Raw genomic sequence first — 18756 nt, forward strand, 5'->3', positions numbered from 1 at the left:
GGCAACCCCGATATAAGACCCCCGTGAAGGAGGGAACTCCTGCCGGCGCCGACAGCCCCCACAAGAGCTATTCGTTGCGGCCCGAAATCCCGGCCGAGATGGGCGATGGCTCACGGCTTCCTGCGGCCCTCGCCGAGCGCGTGGGTATCGACGCCCGCGCGCTGGCGGCGTTCCGCATCTACGTCGGCCTGCTACTGTGTGCCGACCTCCTCCTGCGAGCGCGGAACCTCCGCGCCTTTTATACTGACGCCGGAGTCCTGCCGCGGGACATCCACGCCGAACTCTATCCGACGCTCGCCCGCGTCTCGCTGCATACGCTCTCTGGCGCGCTGTGGTGGCAGGCGCTGCTTTTCGTCGTCGCCTTCGGCTTCGCGCTGCTGCTGACGGTCGGCTACCGAACGCGAGTCTCGGCGGTCGCCTCGTGGCTCCTGTTGGCCTCGTTGCAGGCGCGGAACGACTACGTCCTCAACGGCGGCGATACGGTGCTACTGGTCGTTCTCTTCGTCGCCCTGTTCCTCCCGCTCGGTCGCCGCTGGTCGCTGGACGCGCGGGCAAGCGACGGGGCCGACGCGACGGCCACCCCGGCCGTCGGTTTCGGTACGGCGGCACTCCTTTCACAGGTCGTCCTCATCTATGCGACCAACGCCGTCTTCAAGTTCCGAAGCGACGCGTGGATGGCCGGTGAGGCGGTCCCGCAGGTCTTCCAGGTCGAACGGTTCGTGGTCTTCCTCGGCCCGTATATAAGCGAGTTCACGGCGCTTCTGGTCGCCATCAACTGGCTGTGGGTCGCGATGCTGGCTGCCTCGCCGCTGTTGCTGCTGGCGCGTGGCTGGCTTCGGGCGACGCTGGTCGCCCTCTACATGGGCGCGCATCTGGCGATGCGGCTCACGATGGACCTCGGCCTCTTCTCGGAGGCGATGGTCGCCGGCCTGCTGGTCTTCCTGCCGCCCGTCGTCTGGGACCGCGTGGAGAGCGCCGTCGAGCCACTTATAAACGGCGTCGGCGACTGGCTCGACGCTCGGCCGGGAATCGACGCCGCCGTCCAGCCCTCCCGCGCTGTCCTCCCGTCCGGCCTCCGGCGAGGGGCAGCACGGGCGCTGCCGGTCGCGACGGCGCTCGTTCTGGTCGTCGGCCTCCTGTGGCAGGTCGCGGCCGTCGGCGTCGTCGCCACGCCCGAGGACGCACCCGTCGACCCGGCGGAACACAGCTGGAAGCTCTTCGCGCCGAACCCGCCCGCCAGCGACGGCTGGTACGTCACCACCGCCGAAACGGCGGCGGGAGAGGAGGTCGACGTCTACCCCCACGCCGACACGGGGTTCGACCCGCCCGACGACATCGCCGACACCTATCCGAACGCCCGGTGGCGCAAGTACCTGACCGGCCTCCAGCACGGCAGCGACCGCCGCATCGCCGCCTTCGCCGACTACCTCTGTCGAACCGGCGCGGAAACCCACGGCGAACGCCTCACCGAGGTCGAAATCGTCTTCGTCCACGAGTCGGCCCACAGCGACGAGCGGACCCGACAGGACCTCGGGACCTACCGCTGCCGGTCGGCCTGACGTCCGGGCCGCGACGAGGGATTGAAGGCGGCCGCGACGAACCTCGGGATATGAATCCCGCCGACGCCCGGGCCCCCGAGGCACCCCACGGCGTCGACCCGCTCTTCGAGGCCATCGCCGAGGAGATGGCGGCGTGGGTCGGCGACGACTCCACGGGCCACGACGTCGCCCACGGCTGGCGCGTCTTCCATACCGCGATGGAGTTGGCCGACGACTACCCACACGCCGACCGCGAGGTGCTGGGCGCCGCGGCCCTGACTCACGACATTCACCGCGCGATGGGCGCCGAAGCCGGCGAGTTCGTCCACCCCGAGGAGTCGCTGGAGGAGGTCGAGGCCGTCCTCGCGGCCGCCGACTTTCCGCCCGAGAAGCGCGATGCCGTCCTCCACTGTGTCGCGCTCCACGAGGAGTACGAGTTCCATGCGGACAAGCGGGACGGCGACCGCATCGAGGTCGACCTGCTTCGGGACGCCGACAATCTCGATGCGATGGGCGCGGTCGGCGTCGCGCGCTGTTTCGTCTACTCCGGCGCCCACGACCGGCCGATGTGGACGCCCGACTCCGAGGAGGCGTCGGCCATCGACCACTTCCACGAGAAACTGCTGAACCTCCGCGAGGAGATGCACACCGACGCTGCCCGCGAGGTCGCGGACTCCCGCCACGAGTATCTGGTGGCCTTCCTCGACCGGTTCGAGGACGAGTGGTACGGCCGAGCGTAGTTCTCACTGACCCGTCTCGCGGCCGACGACGGGCGATTTCCGCCCGTAGCGCGGCCCTTAAGAAGCGTGCGACGAATCGGTAGGTATGGAACTGGAAACGATGCGTCCGAATCCCGTCTGGGATGCGGACTCCTACGAGGACGCCGTCGACACCTTCGAAGCGCTGGCCGACGACATCGTCGTGAAGGTCTGGGGCGGCGACTGGTGCAAGGACTGCCGCTCGCAACTCCCTGACTTCGGCGCCGCACTCGATGCGGCCGGCGTCGAGAACGTCGAGCATTACCCCGTCGAAAAGGCAGACGACGGCTCGAAGACCGGGCCGAACGTCGAGGAGTACGGCATCGAGTTGATTCCGACGGTCATCGTCGAGGACGCCGACACCGGCGAGGAACTCGCACGGTTCGTCGAGGAGGAGAACGCGCCCATCGCGGTCTATCTCGCCGAACAGCTCGAGTGATTTTATAAGTCCGACTTCGCCCACGCCAGCGCCTCGGCGAGGTCGTGTTTCGGCGGCGAGCAGGTGAAGTTCCGACACGCATAGACCGTCGGCCGCCCCTCGCGGGCCTCCCGATTGGCCCAGATGGGCGGCACGTCATCGAAGCCGAGTTCCTCGGTCCATTCCTCGACGTCCGCCTCGGTCGGCGGCCGCACGCTGATGAATCGAGTCGGCAGATACGTCGACGCGAGTTCGTCCCGCCAGTCGTTCGGCAGGCCGTCGGCGGCGATTGTCAACTCCAGAGCGCCGACCGCGCTGTCGTCGGCCGCAAGCACCAGCGCCGCGTGTGCCAGCGGGCTGGATTCGATTTTCGCGGCGTGGGTCTCGACGACCGATTCGGTCACTTCGGCGAAGCCCTCCTCGGGAGCGACGTGGTCCAGCGCCCCTAGCAGTTGGGCGGCCACGCCCGCGCTGGAGGGCGTCGACGTGTCGGTCAACTCCTGGGGCCGCGCGACGAGCGACTCGCCCCCAGTTGGCGTGAAGTAGAGCGTTTCTTCGTCCTCGTCGTAGAACGCATCCCGGATGACGCGGCCGAGTTCGAGCGCGAAGGCGAGGTACTCCCGATTGCCCGTCGCCTGATAGGTATCGAGCGCACCGCGACCGAGGAAGGCGTAGTCTTCGAGGTAGCCTTCGATGCCGACATCCCCATCCTTGAATCGCCGGTTTAGCCGACGCCCGTCGGCGTCCCAGAGGTATTCGCGACAGAAGTCGACGGCCTCCTCGGCCGCGGCGGCGTACTCGGGGTCGAGCGTGATGGCGCCCTCCGCGAACGCCGAGACCATGAGGCCGTTCCAGCCGGCGAGAATCTTCTCGTCGCGCGGGGGCCGGGGTCGCCCCTCGCGTGCCTCGAAGACCTGCCGTTTCGCGCGTTCGATGCGTTCCTCGACGTCGTCGACGGTCATGTCGTATTTCGCGGCGAGTTCGTGGGGCGTCGCCGACTCGTTGAGGACCGTCTGCCCGTTCTCGAAGTTGCCCCCCTCGACGACGCCGTAGCGGCCACAGAACAACTCGGCGTCGCGTTCGTCGTCGACGGCCTCGTGGACCGCCTCGGGCGTCCAGACGTAGAAGGCGCCCTCCTCGCGCTCGCCGGATTCGGCCTCGCTTTCGGCGTCGAGCGTCGAGTAGAAGCCGCCCTCGGGATGGGTGAGTTCCCGCTCGACGAAGGCAAACGTCTCGCGGGACACCTCGGCGTAGCGCTCCTCGCCCGTCAACTGGTAGCCCGCGAGGAAGGCCCGCGGGAGTTCGGCGTTGTCGTAGAGCATCTTCTCGAAGTGCGGGACGGTCCACTTGCGGTCGACGCAGTAGCGGTGGAAGCCGCCGCCGACGTGGTCGTAGAGGCCGCCGGCAGCCATCTCGTCGAGCGTCTCGACGGCGACATCGCGGTACGCCTCGTTGTCGGTCCGGTCGTAGGCTCGCAGGAGGATGTGGATACGACCGGGCTGTGGGAACTTCTGGCCGCGGCCCCAGCCGCCGTGGACGCGGTCGGCGTTCTGGGCGGCGGTGCTGGCGGCGGCGTCGATGAACTCTGAATCCGGCGCCTCGCCGGGCTGGTCGGGCGTGTCTTCGAGACGTCCCTCGACCGCGTCCGTCCACTGGTCGGCCCGGGCTTCGAGGCTTTGTCGACCCTCCGGGTCCTTCCACGAGGCCGCGATGTCGTCCAGTACCTGCCCGAAGCCGGGCATGTCCTGTCGGGGCTCGGGTGGGTAGTAGGTGCCCACCTGGAAGGGCTTGCCCTCCGGCGTCAGCCACACCGAGAGGGGCCAGCCGCCGCTGCCGGTGACGAGCTGGCAGACGGTCATGTAGACGCTGTCGACGTCCGGTCGCTCCTCGCGGTCGACCTTGACGGGGACGAAGTCCCGGTTGAGCTTCTCGGCGATGTCGGGGTCCGTGAAGCTCTCGTCTTCCATGACGTGACACCAGTGACAGGCGGAATAGCCGATCGAAAGGAAGATGGGCACGTCCCGCTGTTCGGCGAGTTCGCGGGCCTCCGCGTCCCACGGCTGCCACGCGACGGGATTGTCGGCGTGCTGCTGGAGGTACGGTGAGGCGGCCTCGTCGAGGCGGTTTTCCATACCGGACGGTACGTCCCCGCGTTACTAAACACGGGGGCTTCGGCCACGGCCGCCCAGGGGCGGCGTTCTTGACGGTTGCCGTCCAAGGACGCGTATGGAGCTAACGGTCTACGGTGAACTCCGGGCGGCGACGGGGACCAAGACCGTCGAACTCGACGCCGACGTCGAGACGGTCGACGACGCGATAGCCGCATTCATCGAGGCGTATCCGCGTGCCCGGTCGCGGCTCCTCGACGAGGATGGCGACGTTCGGCCGAGCGTCCGGGTCACCCTCGACGGCGAGCGGGTCGACGGCGATGCGGCCTGTCCGGACGACGCCGAGATACGACTGTTCCCGGCGATGCAGGGCGGTTGACGCCCGAATTTAGGTAGAATAGCCGTCGTTGCCCCCGAACTCGCGGCGGTAGACGTCGAGGACGGCCCGGAGGGAACTGATGATGACGGGGCCGAAGAAGATGCCCATGAAGCCGAAGGCGTAGACGCCGCCGAGGATGCCGACGATGAGGACGGCGGGATTGAGACGGGTCTCCGTGTAGCGGTCGACGACGATGGGCCGGAGGTAATCGTCGGTCAGGCCGACGACGATGGTGCCGTAGACGAAGAGGACGATGCCGGCGGCGGGCTGGTTCGTCACGAAGAGATAGACCGCTGCCGGCCCCCAGACGAGGAACGAGCCGATAATCGGCAGCACGGCCAAAATCACCATGACGACGGTCCAGAAGACGGCGTTGGGGACGCCGAGGGCGACGAACCCGACCCCTGCAATGAGGCCCTGCACGACCGCGATGAAGACGTGGCTGACCAGCACCGCCCACATTATCTCCTCGAACTCCCCGTAGAGTTCGGCCTGGATGTGGTCCGGAAGGGGAACCGTCCCCCGGAGCCACGCGGCCAGTTTCGGGGTGTCGATGAGCAGATAGAACAGCAGGAACATCGTCAGAGCCAGTCCGAGGAGAACGTGCGTGAACGTGCCGAACACGCCGAGGACCCCGTCGATGGCGCCGAATTGGATCTCGCGGGCGGCGGTCCGGAGCGTGCCCGCCACGTCCACCTCGATGCCGGTGAGTTCGGCGAGTTCCACCTCCAGTCGGCGGAAGGTTATCTCGCCGCTTCGAATCCGCGAGAGGATGGACATCACGTTCCGGACGGTGGTCCGAAGGAGCAGCAAGGCGGGCAGGACGACGACGAGGATGGTCCCGGCGACGAGGGCCGCCGACGCGGCTCGCGGGCGGACGTACTCGGTGAGACGGTCGTACAGCGGGTTGAGTGGGTAGAAGAGGAGTATTGCGAGGAAGACGAAATCGAAGAACGGCGACACGAGAACCACGGATATCGCGAGCAGTACGGCCGCAAGCCCGAGCAGCACTGCTCGCGTCCGGTCCATGCGTGTAGTTGCCGGGTGTATCCTATATAAGGGTGGGTGGTTGCGTATATAAGCGACGGCGAAGAAACGCGCAAAACGGCCGCGCGGGCGGCCCCTTACAGTCCGTACTTCTCGCGGACAGTCTCGGCGAGGTTACACGCCTCCAGAACGTCGACGGGTGCCAGCATCGACAACTGGACGACGCCCGGCAGACGAGCGATTTCGACACCGCCGGTGAACGTACAGCGCGACCGGACCTCGCCTTCGGTCATGCCGAAGAGGTTCCCCGCGCGCTCGAAGGCGTTGTCGGTGGCGTCGTTGATGGTCGCTCCGCTGCCGATGAACTGGACGGGCGCGGCATCACGCACGTCGTCGACCTCGTACTGGTCGGCGAGTTCGGCGCCGGCCGCACGTTCCTCGTCGGTGTAGGGCCTGGCGATATCGGGCAGGTCCGACTCGTTGGGCAACAGCATCGGGCCGTCGAGGTCGACGTCCTTGACGAGTTCGACCTCCAGTTCGGTCTTGCCGCTCACGTCGGTCGTGTGCAGCGAGAGTTCCCCGTCGCCCTGATTGGCGTGGAGGTCGCCGACGTAGAGGCCCGCGCCCTCGATTTCGACCGGACAGATGAGCGTCGCGCCGGGCCGAACGTCGTTGGAGTCCATGTGACCGTCGGTGCGGGCGTCGAGTTCCTCCTCGTTTTCGAGTCCCCAGTCGTGGTCGGCGCCGATGAGGAACTGGCCGAAGTCACCGGCGTTGTGGGAGTCGGGGAACTCCCGGGACGGTGTCGTGCCGATGTTGCCGATGAACGGTTGGAGGTGGCCGAGCGTGCCCGGTATCTCGTCGGGTTTGTACAGCAGGATGGGGTGCTGTCGGGAGTTCTCCGGGAGGGCCATCGCCTCGTGGGCGCGGTTGGCGAGGTCGTCGGCGCCCTCGGGACCGACCGTGAGGCCGACCGAGCGGTCCTCGTCGAAGGCGACGGTGTAGCCGAACTCGAAGCCGAACGAGGAGGCGTTGGCGCCACACTCCGCACAGCGAATGGCGTCCTCGCCGGTGCCCTCGACGATGCTCTCGGGCCATTCCGTGCCGCATTCCGGACAGACGTGGTCGACGAAGGGGTCGTCGCCGAAGGCCCCCTCGCGTTCGGCCATGCTGCCCGTACTCGTTGCGACGCTCGTCACCTCGACGTCCTTGATGTGGACGACGAGGGCGTCACCGGGTTCGGCGCCGTCGACGCGAATCGGCCGCGTCACCTCGTGGCCGCCGCGGAACTCCGGTGTAATCATCGGTCCCCAGCAGGCCGGTGGCGTGTGGGTCCGGACGGTCCCGCCGTCGGCGACGGTGCCCGCCCACTCCTGTTCCGGGCCGACGAGGCCGAGCGTGTACTGGTCTACCTCGAGTTCCGTCTGAACTTGCTGGGACATGCCCTAGAGTGTTAGTGGTTCGTTCGCATAAAGGCGACTGAACCGGGGGTTCGGGCCGGGAGCGACTCACCGGTCGGGGTGGTCGGCGTCCCCGCCGCGTGATAGCGGGTTATTTGAGTCGCCGGCCAGACGGGACGGATATGAAGCTCTCCCGCAGGGACGCGCTGCGCGCCGGTGGCGGCCTGCTCGCCGCGGCCGGCCTCGCCGGCTGCATCGAACAACGGGTGACGCGCCGCGAAACGCGGCTGACGTCGAGTACGAACTGGGCGCTGAACCCATCGGTCGAACGGTCGCTGGACGCCGAGGCCTTCTCGACGTACACCGACGACATGGCCGACCGCTACGGCGACAGCGGCGTCTGGGGGCTGGAGGCCGAACAACCCGACGACTTCGAGACGGCCTACACCCAGCGACTGGTCGTCTCCCGCGAGACGCCCGGCCAGCCCGGCGGCACCGATTCCAGCCTCGACCCCGAGGATGTCGACCCCGACGCGCCGCTGCTCATCGTCGACGCCAGCGTCGCGACCTACGCGGTCGGCGAGAACCGCTATCGCTACTGGCTGTGGGCGGCCGCCGACGGCGGCGACGACCGCCTCGTCCGGGACGTCACCCTCTCGACTATCTCGGCCAGCGTCTCGCTTCGAGACGGCACCCTCACCGACGCCGCGACGGTCTCGCGGTCGGACGGCGACGCCGAGGTCACGCTCGGCTCCCCACCGTCCGGGCGGTTCCCGCTCAGCGAGACGACCGACGGTATCGAGGCCAACAGCGAGCGCCGCGAAGGCGGGTTCTACGACGTCGAGTGGACCGGCAGCGTCGACGGCGTCCAGTCGGTAAACGGCGTCTGCGAGGAGGAACGTCAGGGCGACCACGACTTCTTCTGGTCGGTCGGCGCCGGCTACACGCTCGACGAGCGCGTGTAGATAGACACGTTCTTGTATAAAGTCGTTCACGAGAACAGCAACGTTTACACTTCTATGCGTGCCGGATACGCGTATGACGGAGACCGTTCTGCTCGTCGGTGGCGGCGGCCGAGAACACGCTATCGCCCGCGCTGTCGACGACTCGGCCGACACCGAACTGTACGCCTGTGCGTCGAACCGGAACCCCGGCATCGCCTCGCTGGCCGAGGGCTTTTCGGAAATCGACGAGACGGACGCCGACGCCATCGTCGACTACGCCGAGGAGGTCGGCGCGACGCTGGCGGCCATCGGCCCCGAATCCGCGCTGAACGCCGGCGTCGCCGACGCCCTCGATGCGGCGGGCGTCTACGCTTTCGGCCCACAGGAGGCCGAGGCTCGCATCGAGACGGACAAGGCCTTCCAGCGGGAGTTCATGGCCGAACACGACGTTCCGGGCTGTCCGGACTTCGCCACGTTCGAGGACCCCGAAGAGGCCGCCGACTACATCCGCCAGTACGACGGCGACCTCGCCATCAAGCCCCGCGGCCTCACCGGCGGCAAGGGCGTCCGCGTCATCGGCGACCAGATAACCGAAGCGGAGGGCATCGAGTACGTCCTCGACAGCGACTACGAGGAGTTCGTCCTCGAGGAGCGACTGGTCGGCGAGGAGTTCACGATTCAGGCCTTCGTCGCCGACGGCCAGTATCGCGTCACCCCCGCCGTGCAGGACCACAAGCGCGCCTACGAGGGCGACGAGGGGCCGAACACCGGCGGCATGGGCTCGTATAGCGACGCCACCTTCGAGTTGCCCTTCATGACCGAAGCCGACTACACCGAATCCGTCGAGGTCATCGACGCCGTCGTCGAGGCGATGCCCGACTACAAGGGCATCCTCTACGGCCAGTTCATGCTGACCGCCGAGGGCCCGAAGGTCGTCGAGTTCAACGCCCGCTTCGGCGACCCCGAGGCGATGAACACCCTGCCCGTGCTGGACACCGACTTCGTTTCCATCCTGCAAGCCGCCCGCGATGGCGAGGAGTTGCCCGAACTCACCTTCTCGAATCAGGCGACGGTCTGCAAGTACGCCGTTCCCGACGGCTACCCGACCGACCCCGAGGCCGGCGCGAAGATCAAAATCGACGAGGAGAGCGCTGGTGACGCGCTGTTGTTCTACGCCAGCGTCGACGCCCGCGAAGACGGTATCTATACCACCACCTCCCGCTCCTTTGCCGTCGTCGGCCTCGCCGACACGATTACCGGCGCCGAGGCCATCGCCGAGGAGGCCCTCGGGAAGGCCGGCGAGGAGGGCCTGCGCGTCCGCCACGACATCGGCAAGGCCGACCTGCTCCAGCAGCGCATCGACCACATGAACGAACTGCGCGAGGAGTAGGTCCACCACTCGGGCGGTTTTCTACGCTCGTCAGATAAATCGAGAGGTGCGTCGGCTCTCACTCCTCCGAAGCGGCGAACATCTCGAAGGCTCGCCCCGTTATCTCCTCGGGCGATAACTGGTAGAACTCGAATACGAGGTCGTCGACGGATTCCTCGGGCCCGACGTTCAACGAGGGGATGACCGCGTTCTTCGAGAGGGCCGCCGCCGCGAGGGCTTCGTCGTCCGTCACTGGTTCGAGCGTCCCCCGAACGACGACGCTTCTGGGCGGGGTCTCGGTGTAGACCGTGAACGTGCTGACGTCGGTCGATTCGATGAACGACGCCTTTCGACTGTCCTCGTCGTAGACGAACTGGAAATAGAGGTTTCCCCCGTCGTATCCGAAGGACATCGGGACCGCATACGTTTCCGCACCGTCGGTCAACGATAACACGCCACTTCCCATCTCGCGGAGGAGTTCGTCGCATTCCTCCCGACCCAACTCTTCAGGCATTGCCCCGAGTTTATTTCAGCAGTATAAATATAGCCCTCGGTGGTTCCAGCGGTCTCGGATTCAGCCCATCGGCACCACTCCGTATGGTGGCACCTCCGAGAGATGGCGCTCCTCGCTGATAGTGGGTGTTTAGAAACAGACGTCCTGCGCTCAGTCGTCGCCCGCGGCGCCCGAGCGGTCGGCGCCCTCGATTTTCACCAACTCCTCGACGGGCGGCAGTTCCGCGTCGGCGTCGGTGATGATTTCGATGCGCCGGGAGAGTTTCTCCTGTGCGTACTCGATGAGCGGCGCGGGGTCGGCGCCGGTGTCGTATTCGGTCTGGACGGTACCGGCGACAAGCGGCAGAAGGTCGGTGAGCGTGTCCTGAACGATATCGGGGTCGACGCCCTCCTCGGCGATGAGGTTCTGAACCTTCCGCATCCCGAAGCCGACGTGGCGCCCCTCGTCGCTCCGGATGCGGGTGATGCCCTCGATGAGCCCATCGAGGTTCAGGTCCTCCGTATCCTCGTCGTCGGCCCAGCTGTCGGGCCCCTCGTCGCTGAAATTGGCCTGAAAGCCCCAGTAGCCGGTCTGCGCGAGGACCGATTCGACGACCAGATGGTAGTGACAGAACGCCTTCGCGCGGTTGGTCGGGGTGTCGTCCTCCAGCAGGCGGTGCATGGCCTCCTCGGTGCGGTCGAACAATTCGACGTACTCCTCGGGGAAGTAGCGCTGGTCGGTCGGGTTGGTGACCTCCCAGCCCTTCGCCTCGGCGGCCGGGTTGATGACGGTCCGCCAGTAGCGGTCGAAGAACTGGGTGTGTTTGGCCTCCTCGTAAATCTGGCTGGAGACGAACATCTGGTCGTTGATGTCCGAAAGCGTCAGCATGAGCGGCGCGAGGTCCTCGGTGACGGCCTCCTCGCCGGCGCCGAACTTGGCGACCGACGCGCGGAAGGCCTCGAACTGCTCAAAGGACATGTCGGAGTCGACGATGCGTTTGCGGTCCTGCTCCAGCAGGTCCTCGGGGATGTCCTCGTAGGGGTCCCAATGCCGGTAGACGGCGTTGCGGAAGTAGCCACCCGAAAAGGAGTCGGGGTCGATGCGCATCTCCCGGTCGGTGTCCCGTATCTGGGTCATACCCTGTGGTAGGAACCCACAAGCTTGTCCCTTCCGCCTTCTTTCGACGCCCCGTTTATAAACGAGGGCGCCCCACGTTTAAGCCGCGCCGCGCTGATACGGGGGTATGCCAGCGAAAGCCAGCGGGCTCGGGGCGCTCAACGTGGTCGACGAGTTCGACGGCGGCTTCGGCTGGATTTCCCACCCCGACGAGACGATGGAACGGACCAGCCACGCGCTCGCCGGCGACGACGGCGTCTGGGCCGTCGACCCGGTCGACGCCGAGGGTATCGACGCCCGCTTCGAGGAGTGGGGCGGCCTCGATGGCGTGGTCGTCTTATATAATTACCACCGCCGGGACGCTGCCGCCATCGCGGCGCGGCACGACGTGTCGGTCTACCTGCCCGAGGGGATGTCCGCGCTGTCGACCGACGATTTCGCGGCGCCCGTCGAACGCTTCGAGGGCCGACTTCCGGGGACGGAGTACCACCTCCGGACGGTGACGAATCGGGGCGTCTGGCAGGAGTGGGCGCTCTGCGACGGCGAGACGCTGGTCGTCGCCGAATCGGTCGGCACCGCCGACTACTTCACCGCGCCCGGCGAGCGCCTCGGCGTCTCGCTGGTCCGGCGGCCGTTCCCGCCGGCGGCGCTGGACGGCATCGGCCCCGAGCGAGTCCTGTGTGGCCACGGCGAGGGAATCTCCGCCGACGCGGCGGGGGAACTGGAGCGGGCGATATCGGAGGCCCGGCGGACGGCCCCCCGGATGTACCTCCGGCACGGCCCGACGCTCGTTCGGACCCTCGCCGCGGCGACGCTGTGAGGCGGCGGCTGGGACGCCACCGCACCCGCGGGTGTGTGCTCGCGGACGCAGGACACAACAAACTACATACCGTCCCACCGGCAACGTTCGTCCATGACCGAGGACGCCGAACACCGTCGGCTGATTATCGCAGGTTCCGGCATCGCAGGGCTCTCCGCGGCCATCTACGCGGCCCGCTCCAACAACGACCCGCTCGTTCTCGAAGGGCCGGAACCCGGCGGTCAGCTCACGCTGACGACCGACGTCGCCAACTACCCCGGCTTCCCCGAGGGCATCGGTGGGACCGAACTCGTGAACAACATGAAAGAGCAGGCCGAGCAGTTCGGCACCGAGATCGACCACGGCGTCATCGTCGACGTGGAACCGGGACAACCCCACCGCGTCGAGTTGCGTGACGGCACCGTCTACACCGCCGACGCATTCATCGCCGCCTCGGGCGCTTCAGCCCGCACCCTCGGTGTCCCCGGCGAGGACGAACTGATGGGCTACGGCGTCTCGACGTGTGCGACCTGTGACGGCGCCTTCTTCCGCGGCGAGGACATGCTCGTCGTCGGCGGCGGCGACGCCGCCTGCGAGGAGGCCGCCTTCCTCACCAAGTTCGCCGACACCGTCTACCTCGCCCACCGCCGCGAGAACTTCCGCGCCGAGGACTACTGGGAGGACCGCATTCGCGACCTCGAAGCCGAGGGCGACGTGGAGGTCATGACCAACACCGAACTCCTCGAGATTCACGGCAGCGAGGCCGACGGCATCGAGCGCGTCTCCCTCGCCCGCAACCCTGAGGGCTACCCCAAGGAGAAACTCGACGACCCCGACACCGAGGAGTTCGAGATGGACGTCGGCGCCGTCTTCCTCGCCATCGGCCACACGCCGAACACCGACTATCTGGAGGCCACGGGCGTCGAACTCGACGAGACGGGCTACATCGAAACCGAGGGCGGAACTGGCGGCGGCCAGACCCGGACGGCCGTCCCCGGCATCTTCGGGGCCGGCGACGTGGTCGACCACCACTACCAGCAGGCCGCGACCGCCGGCGGTATGGGCGTCAAAGCCGCGCTCGACGCCGACGACTACCTCGAAGACCTCGAACGCGCCGAGGGTGCGACCGCCGACGCGGCGGCGGCCGACGACGACTAAGCGGCGGCGACGCAATCGACCGGAAGCCCCTTTTGTTGCGGTAGTGAATCGGACGTATGGCAGACGATACTGTTACCCTGCATATCGAGGGCCCGAACGACGAAGACGACGTGACGCTCCCGACGGAGATGCTGAACCTGATGCGAGAGGCCGACGAGTCCGACGCCGAAATCGTCGGTGACCTCGCGCTGTTCTCCTGTGCCCAGCGAATCCACGCGACGGTCCACCACGCCGAGGGCGGCGACAGCGAGGAGTACAAGGAGATAGAGGAGCAGACCATGGAACTCTTCGAGGACCGCTTCGGCGCCTCCTACGCCGAACTGACCGGCCACCAGCACTAACGCGGCCGCTTATTCCCTTTTATTTAAATAGCCGCTTAGCCGACGGTCCACCGAAGCACGACGCCGTCGTCCATGCGGTCGACGCCGGCGAGGTCGAGGTCCGGGAAGTCAGCGACGAACCCCTCGCCGTCGGCCAGCGTCGGCGCCTCGCGGCCACCGATTATCATGCTCCCGACGTAGACCGATAGCTCGTCGACCAGTCCGGCCTCGAACAGCGAGAAGATGAGTTCGCCGCCGCCCTCGACCATGATTCGGTCGAGCCCTTCGGCTTCCAGCGCCGCAAACGCCGAACCGAGGTCGACCCGGTCGGCGCCAGCGACGACCAGCGTGGCGCCGGCGTCCTCCAGCGCCTCCCGGCGGTCGATGGGTGCGCCCTCGCTGGTCAAAACGTAGGTCTCGGGGTCGCCATCGAGGATATCGGCGTCGGTCGGCGTCCGACAGCGGGAGTCGGCGACGATGCGCGCCGGCGGGGCCGCCTCGGGGCTTCGGACGGCCGCCCGGTGGGCCTCGTCGTAGCGCACCAGCGACGGGTCGTCGGCCAGCACCGTTCCGACGCCGACCATGACGCCGTCGGATTCGGCGCGAAGGCGGTCGACGCGGGCGAAATCCTCGTCACCGCTAATCTTTATCTGCTCGCGCCGCCGCGAGGAGAGTTTCCCGTCGGCGCTGACGGCGGCGTTGACCAGCACGTGCATATCGGAGTGTCCGATGGCCGCCGGCAAAACGGTTGGTCCTCGTCAGCGGAGGCGGGCCGCGAAGAACGTCCAGTCGTCGTCCGCGTCGTCCCCGTCTTCGCCCGCCTCCTCGTCTTCCAGCGTCTCGGGAACGCCCCAGCTATCGGTTATCTCGAAACCGGCATCGTGCAACTGCTCGCGAGTCGCTTCGGCACCGGCGATTTCCCACTCCATCCCGACGCCGCTGTCCAGCCAGTCGGGGTTCTCGCCGGCCCAGCGCTCGGTGCCCTCACAGACGAGCAGCCGACCCCCGGGACAGAGCACGCGGGAGAACTCGTCGATGACCGTCCGATGGTCGGCCAGCGGGACGTGGATAAGCGACCAGTAGGCGACGACGGCATCGAACGTCTCCGCCGCGAACGGCAACGTGGTCATATCGCCGCGCACGAGCGCCGCTTCGGGAGCGTGCTCGGCGGCCAATCGGAGTTGCTCGCCGGAGAAATCGAGGCCGACCGCCGACGCTGCGTCGGCCAGGTGGGACAGCACCGGGCGTCCGGGGCCACAGCCGGCGTCCAGAATCCGGGCCGACTCCGGGACCGCTTCGAGGAACGTCGACAGGGCGTCCATCCCCTGTCCCTCGCCGGACCGGTGGGCGGCGTAGGCGTCACCCAACTCGTCGTAGCCCCGTCTGACGGTATTCTTCTCGACCATGGCGGAGGACTGGCCGGGGACCGTTGAGTGTTTTCCGGACGCGTGCTACTCGGCAGCACAGCGGTTCGGCCCGAGTTCCAGTTCGATGGCCTCCTCGTCGTCTTCGGGCGCGCTCTGTCCGCGGTTGATGGCGATGACGCGCTCGTAGTTCGGTGGCTTCTCGGGCACGTTGTCGGCGATATACTCGGTGAAGGTCTCGCGGTCGTAGTCGAGCAGCGAGAGGTTGGTTCGCAGTTGGCGAACAGTCGTCGACACCTCGGTTCCGGGGTCGAACGCCGCCGAGGCGGGGTCGGCATGCCCCGGCAGGACGACGACCGAATCGGGTTCGGCGAGCAGGGTTCCGTGGAGGGAGTCGTAGAGCATCTCCGCGCCCGACGCGGCGTCGGAATCGCCGAACTGCAACTCGGTGCGGCCGACGCTGTCGACGAAGAGCGTATCCCCGGTCAGCACGGCCTCGTCGCCGACGAGGTAACTCGCCATACCGGAGGTGTGGCCGGGCGTGAAGAGAGCCTTGATGTCGATGTCGCCGACACCGACGGTCTCGTTGCGAGCGAGCGGTTCGTACTCGAAGGCTACATCGCGCTCGGCGACGCGCTCGCCGAGGTGGTAGGGGACGCCGAGTTCGTCGGCCAGCATGCGGCCGCCGCTGATGTGGTCGGCGTGGACGTGCGTATCGAGGACGCGCTCGATGGCCCAGCCGCGCTCGTTGGCGGCCTGCTGGTACTCCTCGGCGTGGCGGGACACGTCGACGGCGGCGGCCGCCCCGGAGTCTGGGTCGGCGACGAGATAGCCCAGACAGCCCTTCGCGCGGCGCTGAATCTGGACGATTGCGGCCTCGCCGGGCGTCTCGACATCGACCGCGTCGTAGACCGCGCTCCAGCCCTTCATGCCGTCGGCGACGTTGCTGACGCTTTCGTAGCCGGCGTCGGCCAGTTCCTCGGCGAGGTACTGCGAGGAGATGCCCTTCGCACAGATGATGACGACCGAATCGTCCCGTTCGAGGCCGGTTTCGGACCGGAACGCCTCGACGTCGAGATCCCTCTCGGGGGTGAAACGGTAGTGTTCGGCCCCGGGGATGTGCCACCCCTCGAAGTCCGACGCGGACCGCGTATCGAGCAAGGTGAACTCCTCGCCGCTATCGAGGCGGCGTTTCAGCCGCTCTGCGGATATCTCATCGGGAGTGCGCTCGGCTGTTCGTGCCATAGCGGGGTATAACGGTCACGATGGTTGTAAACCTGCGGCCGAGGTCCGCCTGGCGCGTGGCGTCCGATTCACGGGAGAGGCTGTGTTCAGCGACGTCCGATGCTGGTCGTGAACAGTTTGCCGCCGTCGGGCGCGCGAACCGTGACCGTCACCACGGTATCGAGCGACTGCGTGTCGTCGGTGGCCGGGGACGTCGCCGTCGCCCGGAGCGTCCCATCGGTGTCGACCCAGAGATAGCGGCTGCCGTCGCCGAACGGCTCGTCGAGAGTGGTCTCGTAAAGCGTTCCGTTCGAGACGATAGTCACGATGGAGCCGGCGGGGACAGCGTCACCGTGCGTGTGGACGAGTTCGATGCTGGACTCGTCGAAGCCGAACACGTTGAGGCCCACGTCGAGCGCGGCGCTCGGTGGAACGGCGTCGAGCCAGGCGGGCGGCGTCGGTTCGACGTCACCGAGTTCAGAAACCGCGTAGGTCGTGCTGTAGACGGTTCCCGCATCGTAGCTGACGTTCATCTCCGCGCGGTGGATGACGCCACGCTCGTCGACGAGCAGTGTGCCGACCGCGTCATCGACGCCGTCGTTTCCGACGCGGTCCTGGCTGACGGACAAAGAGACGAATCGGACGCCGTCGCGTCGCTCGACGTTCGTCACCTCGTACTCGTCAGCGGCGAACTGGATATCGCGCTGGACGCTCCCGAACCAGACCAGCGATTCCGGCGGGGTGAACCGCTCGCGAACCTGATAGGTGGTTTCGCCGCTCTCGACGTGTTTGGATACCCGCGTAGTCGTGTTGAACCAGATGTCGTTGCTGGTGACGATCTGGGTGCCGTTGAAATCGGACCCGGTCGAGATGGCGTTCTGGGAGGCGAGTTCACCGCCGGGGCCGGCGGTCGTCTGGATGAGGAGTCGGTTTCCGACCGCGCCGTCGTACGTCGTCACGACGGTCTGGTTGACGACGAACCCGTCGGCGAGCAGTTCCCGCTGGTGTGCCGACATCAGGGCGACGGGGTTGACGATACCCTCATCCGTAACTCCCGGAGCGAGTTCATCACCGCCGGCATCTGGTGTTGGGGTGGCGGTCGGTGTCGGCGAATCGGTCGGTGTCGGAGAGTCGGTCGACGGGCCGCCGGTGAACGACGAACACCCAGCGAGAAGGACCAGCGCCACGACCAGAAGTATCGGGAGACGTTTCATGATGTACGTACGCATCGAAGTGTGATATACACGGAAGATGGGTCTCGTCCGCCGAGAATCACTGGGCGGTCGATACTGGTCGCCATGGGCCGTCCCATGACCCCCCTAAGCACTTGTGACCCGTCGCCGTGTTATGGGCATGGAAGACCCGAACGTCGGAGAGGGACCCGGCAGAAGGGATGTCGAAGCTGGGTGTGGAGTGCGGGGGAACGACCGGTGGATTCGCAGGTCTGTCGGAGCCAGTCTGGTGGGTCTGGCGCTGTACGCGGGCTACGAATCGGACCGGAATCCGGAGTCGCTCCGCGAGCGGTACACGTATCCGGAGTCGGATTTCGTGACCGTCGACGGTCTGGACGTTCACTACCGCGACGTCGGTCCCACAGACTCTGAGGCGCCGACGCTGGTGTGTTGCCACGGGGTCTTCGCGTCGCTGCATACCTGGGAGGGGTGGACCGACGAACTCTCCGACGCAGTTCGGGTCGTGAGCCTCGATCTCCCGGGGTTCGGCCTCACCGGCCCCCACCCGGAGGGACACAACGGGATTCAGGAGACCGTCGACTTCCTCGCGGCATTCCTCGATGCCGTGGGAATCGAGCGGGCGTCGCTGGCAGGTAGCTCCCGGGGCGGCGAAATCGCCTGGCGGTTCGCCGTCGACTATCCGGACCGCGTCGACCGTCTGGTGCTTGTCGGCGCCGCGGGCTATCCGCGCACGGAGACGCGGTGGCTTCAGCGGGTCAGGGACCTCGGCCCGCTGTCGTGGCCGCTCCGGCACTTCACGCCACGAGCGCTGACGTGGGTCGCCCTTCGAGAGGTCTACGGCGACCCTGCGCGGATAGCCCCCGAAACGGTGACTCGGTATCGCGAACTGCTCTTGCGGGCGGGCAACCGTGACGCGATAACCAGTCTGGACATCCAGACCGGCGAGCGGAGCGCCGACGTACCGCGGGTCGACGCACCGACGCTCGTGCTGTGGGGCAGCGAGGACGTGGTGGTTCCGCCGTCACACGGCGAGCGGTTCGCCCGTGAGATTCCGGATGCCGAACTCGTCGTCTACGAGGGAGTAGGCCATATCCCGATGGAGGAGGACCCGACGCGGACGGCTGCCGACGTCCGGGCGTTCCTGCTGGACGGGTCGGATTGAACGTCGTTCAAAAGAAACGGAAGGGC

The 18756-nt window shown here is 67.1% G+C and carries 18 protein-coding genes and 1 pseudogene; 10 read left to right on the forward strand and 9 right to left on the reverse strand.

From position 1 onward, the window contains the following. Positions 1-23 precede the first annotated feature (23 nt). The 3 genes from U5914_RS10845 (at position 24) to U5914_RS10855 (ending at position 2735) form a co-directional block, all read left to right on the forward strand. The gene (locus U5914_RS10845) at positions 24-1559 is read left to right on the forward strand and encodes an HTTM domain-containing protein (RefSeq protein WP_336135782.1); all 1536 of its coding nucleotides are present in this window, start codon (positions 24-26) and stop codon (positions 1557-1559) included. 50 nt (positions 1560-1609) lie between these two features. Next, the gene (locus U5914_RS10850; protein ID WP_336135783.1) at positions 1610-2278 is read left to right on the forward strand and encodes an HD domain-containing protein; all 669 of its coding nucleotides are present in this window, start codon (positions 1610-1612) and stop codon (positions 2276-2278) included. Positions 2279-2363: 85 nt separating this feature from the next. Beyond that, a complete protein-coding gene (locus tag U5914_RS10855) occupies positions 2364-2735 on the forward strand; it encodes a TlpA family protein disulfide reductase (protein WP_336135784.1) in 372 nt (123 codons plus the stop codon). Between the two features lie 2 nt (positions 2736-2737). Here U5914_RS10855 and U5914_RS10860 read toward each other — a convergent pair whose 3' ends face one another. Next, a complete protein-coding gene (locus U5914_RS10860) occupies positions 2738-4846 on the reverse strand; it encodes a thioredoxin domain-containing protein (protein ID WP_336135785.1) in 2109 nt (702 codons plus the stop codon). Between the two features lie 94 nt (positions 4847-4940). On the opposite strand from U5914_RS10860, the gene U5914_RS10865 reads away from it, so the two are divergent. Continuing rightward, positions 4941-5201 carry a ubiquitin-like small modifier protein 1 gene (locus U5914_RS10865; RefSeq protein ID WP_336135786.1) on the forward strand — a complete coding sequence of 87 codons (261 nt, stop codon included), beginning with the start codon at positions 4941-4943 and terminating at the stop codon, positions 5199-5201. A gap of 9 nt (positions 5202-5210) precedes the next feature. On the opposite strand, the gene U5914_RS10870 is transcribed toward U5914_RS10865, so the two are convergent. Together U5914_RS10870 and U5914_RS10875 are read right to left on the reverse strand one after the other, a co-directional pair. Next, positions 5211-6230 carry an AI-2E family transporter gene (locus U5914_RS10870; RefSeq protein ID WP_336135787.1) on the reverse strand — a complete coding sequence of 340 codons (1020 nt, stop codon included), beginning with the start codon at positions 6228-6230 and terminating at the stop codon, positions 5211-5213. Positions 6231-6325: 95 nt separating this feature from the next. Continuing rightward, positions 6326-7630, reverse strand: a complete 1305-nt coding sequence (locus U5914_RS10875) for an acetamidase/formamidase family protein (protein WP_336135788.1) — start codon at positions 7628-7630, stop codon at positions 6326-6328. Between the two features lie 140 nt (positions 7631-7770). Between U5914_RS10875 and U5914_RS10880 the strand changes: the two genes are divergently transcribed. Together U5914_RS10880 and purD are read left to right on the forward strand one after the other, a co-directional pair. After that, positions 7771-8553: a hypothetical protein gene (locus U5914_RS10880; protein WP_336135789.1), complete on the forward strand. Its 783-nt coding sequence runs from the start codon at positions 7771-7773 to the stop codon at positions 8551-8553. 73 nt (positions 8554-8626) lie between these two features. Then, on the forward strand, positions 8627-9922 hold the full coding sequence (gene purD, locus U5914_RS10885; RefSeq protein ID WP_336135790.1) for a phosphoribosylamine--glycine ligase: 1296 nt from the start codon (positions 8627-8629) through the stop codon (positions 9920-9922). A 58-nt stretch (positions 9923-9980) separates the two neighbouring features. Here the strand turns inward: purD and U5914_RS10890 are convergent, their stop codons facing one another. Together U5914_RS10890 and U5914_RS10895 are read right to left on the reverse strand one after the other, a co-directional pair. Beyond that, positions 9981-10415 carry a pyridoxamine 5'-phosphate oxidase family protein gene (locus U5914_RS10890; protein ID WP_336135791.1) on the reverse strand — a complete coding sequence of 145 codons (435 nt, stop codon included), beginning with the start codon at positions 10413-10415 and terminating at the stop codon, positions 9981-9983. A gap of 150 nt (positions 10416-10565) precedes the next feature. Continuing rightward, positions 10566-11531 carry a ferritin family protein gene (locus U5914_RS10895; RefSeq protein ID WP_336135792.1) on the reverse strand — a complete coding sequence of 322 codons (966 nt, stop codon included), beginning with the start codon at positions 11529-11531 and terminating at the stop codon, positions 10566-10568. A gap of 106 nt (positions 11532-11637) precedes the next feature. Between U5914_RS10895 and U5914_RS10900 the strand changes: the two genes are divergently transcribed. From U5914_RS10900 to U5914_RS10910, 3 genes and pseudogenes are all read left to right on the forward strand, one after another. After that, a complete protein-coding gene (locus U5914_RS10900) occupies positions 11638-12330 on the forward strand; it encodes a hypothetical protein (protein ID WP_336135793.1) in 693 nt (230 codons plus the stop codon). Positions 12331-12333: 3 nt separating this feature from the next. After that, positions 12334-13467, forward strand: a pseudogene (locus U5914_RS10905) (NAD(P)/FAD-dependent oxidoreductase); the annotation flags it as partial. A 56-nt stretch (positions 13468-13523) separates the two neighbouring features. Next, positions 13524-13808 carry a DUF7545 family protein gene (locus U5914_RS10910; protein WP_336135795.1) on the forward strand — a complete coding sequence of 95 codons (285 nt, stop codon included), beginning with the start codon at positions 13524-13526 and terminating at the stop codon, positions 13806-13808. A 35-nt stretch (positions 13809-13843) separates the two neighbouring features. On the opposite strand, the gene U5914_RS10915 is transcribed toward U5914_RS10910, so the two are convergent. The 4 genes from U5914_RS10915 to U5914_RS10930 form a co-directional block, all read right to left on the reverse strand. Next, positions 13844-14503 carry a 2,5-diamino-6-(ribosylamino)-4(3H)-pyrimidinone 5'-phosphate reductase gene (locus U5914_RS10915; RefSeq protein ID WP_336135796.1) on the reverse strand — a complete coding sequence of 220 codons (660 nt, stop codon included), beginning with the start codon at positions 14501-14503 and terminating at the stop codon, positions 13844-13846. A 42-nt stretch (positions 14504-14545) separates the two neighbouring features. Continuing rightward, a complete protein-coding gene (locus U5914_RS10920; protein WP_336135797.1) occupies positions 14546-15193 on the reverse strand; it encodes a class I SAM-dependent methyltransferase in 648 nt (215 codons plus the stop codon). 45 nt (positions 15194-15238) lie between these two features. After that, positions 15239-16396 (reverse strand): MBL fold metallo-hydrolase, encoded by a 1158-nt coding sequence (locus U5914_RS10925; protein ID WP_336135798.1) that lies wholly within the window; start codon positions 16394-16396, stop codon positions 15239-15241. Between the two features lie 86 nt (positions 16397-16482). Continuing rightward, entirely contained in the window at positions 16483-17589 is a 1107-nt protein-coding gene (locus U5914_RS10930; protein ID WP_336135799.1) for a DUF7537 family lipoprotein, read from the reverse strand. Positions 17590-17836: 247 nt separating this feature from the next. Here U5914_RS10930 and U5914_RS10935 point away from each other — a divergent pair, with 247 nt between their 5' ends. After that, positions 17837-18730: an alpha/beta fold hydrolase gene (locus tag U5914_RS10935; protein WP_336135800.1), complete on the forward strand. Its 894-nt coding sequence runs from the start codon at positions 17837-17839 to the stop codon at positions 18728-18730. Positions 18731-18756 lie beyond the last annotated feature (26 nt).

This window comes from Natronomonas amylolytica, assembly GCF_037031205.1.
Taxonomy (GTDB): domain Archaea; phylum Halobacteriota; class Halobacteria; order Halobacteriales; family Haloarculaceae; genus Natronomonas; species Natronomonas amylolytica.

Bases quoted from the DNA above. Each gene is read 5' to 3' on its own strand.
- U5914_RS10850 (WP_336135783.1), top strand. From the start codon at position 1,610: ATGAATCCCGCCGACGCCCGGGCCCCCGAGGCACCCCACGGCGTCGAC.
- U5914_RS10855 (WP_336135784.1), top strand. From the start codon at position 2,364: ATGGAACTGGAAACGATGCGTCCGAATCCCGTCTGGGATGCGGACTCC.
- U5914_RS10860 (WP_336135785.1), bottom strand. From the start codon at position 4,846: ATGGAAAACCGCCTCGACGAGGCCGCCTCACCGTACCTCCAGCAGCAC.
- U5914_RS10865 (WP_336135786.1), top strand. From the start codon at position 4,941: ATGGAGCTAACGGTCTACGGTGAACTCCGGGCGGCGACGGGGACCAAG.
- U5914_RS10870 (WP_336135787.1), bottom strand. From the start codon at position 6,230: ATGGACCGGACGCGAGCAGTGCTGCTCGGGCTTGCGGCCGTACTGCTC.
- U5914_RS10875 (WP_336135788.1), bottom strand. From the start codon at position 7,630: ATGTCCCAGCAAGTTCAGACGGAACTCGAGGTAGACCAGTACACGCTC.
- U5914_RS10880 (WP_336135789.1), top strand. From the start codon at position 7,771: ATGAAGCTCTCCCGCAGGGACGCGCTGCGCGCCGGTGGCGGCCTGCTC.
- purD (WP_336135790.1), top strand. From the start codon at position 8,627: ATGACGGAGACCGTTCTGCTCGTCGGTGGCGGCGGCCGAGAACACGCT.
- U5914_RS10890 (WP_336135791.1), bottom strand. From the start codon at position 10,415: ATGCCTGAAGAGTTGGGTCGGGAGGAATGCGACGAACTCCTCCGCGAG.
- U5914_RS10895 (WP_336135792.1), bottom strand. From the start codon at position 11,531: ATGACCCAGATACGGGACACCGACCGGGAGATGCGCATCGACCCCGAC.
- U5914_RS10900 (WP_336135793.1), top strand. From the start codon at position 11,638: ATGCCAGCGAAAGCCAGCGGGCTCGGGGCGCTCAACGTGGTCGACGAG.
- U5914_RS10910 (WP_336135795.1), top strand. From the start codon at position 13,524: ATGGCAGACGATACTGTTACCCTGCATATCGAGGGCCCGAACGACGAA.
- U5914_RS10915 (WP_336135796.1), bottom strand. From the start codon at position 14,503: ATGCACGTGCTGGTCAACGCCGCCGTCAGCGCCGACGGGAAACTCTCC.
- U5914_RS10920 (WP_336135797.1), bottom strand. From the start codon at position 15,193: ATGGTCGAGAAGAATACCGTCAGACGGGGCTACGACGAGTTGGGTGAC.
- U5914_RS10925 (WP_336135798.1), bottom strand. From the start codon at position 16,396: ATGGCACGAACAGCCGAGCGCACTCCCGATGAGATATCCGCAGAGCGG.
- U5914_RS10930 (WP_336135799.1), bottom strand. From the start codon at position 17,589: ATGAAACGTCTCCCGATACTTCTGGTCGTGGCGCTGGTCCTTCTCGCT.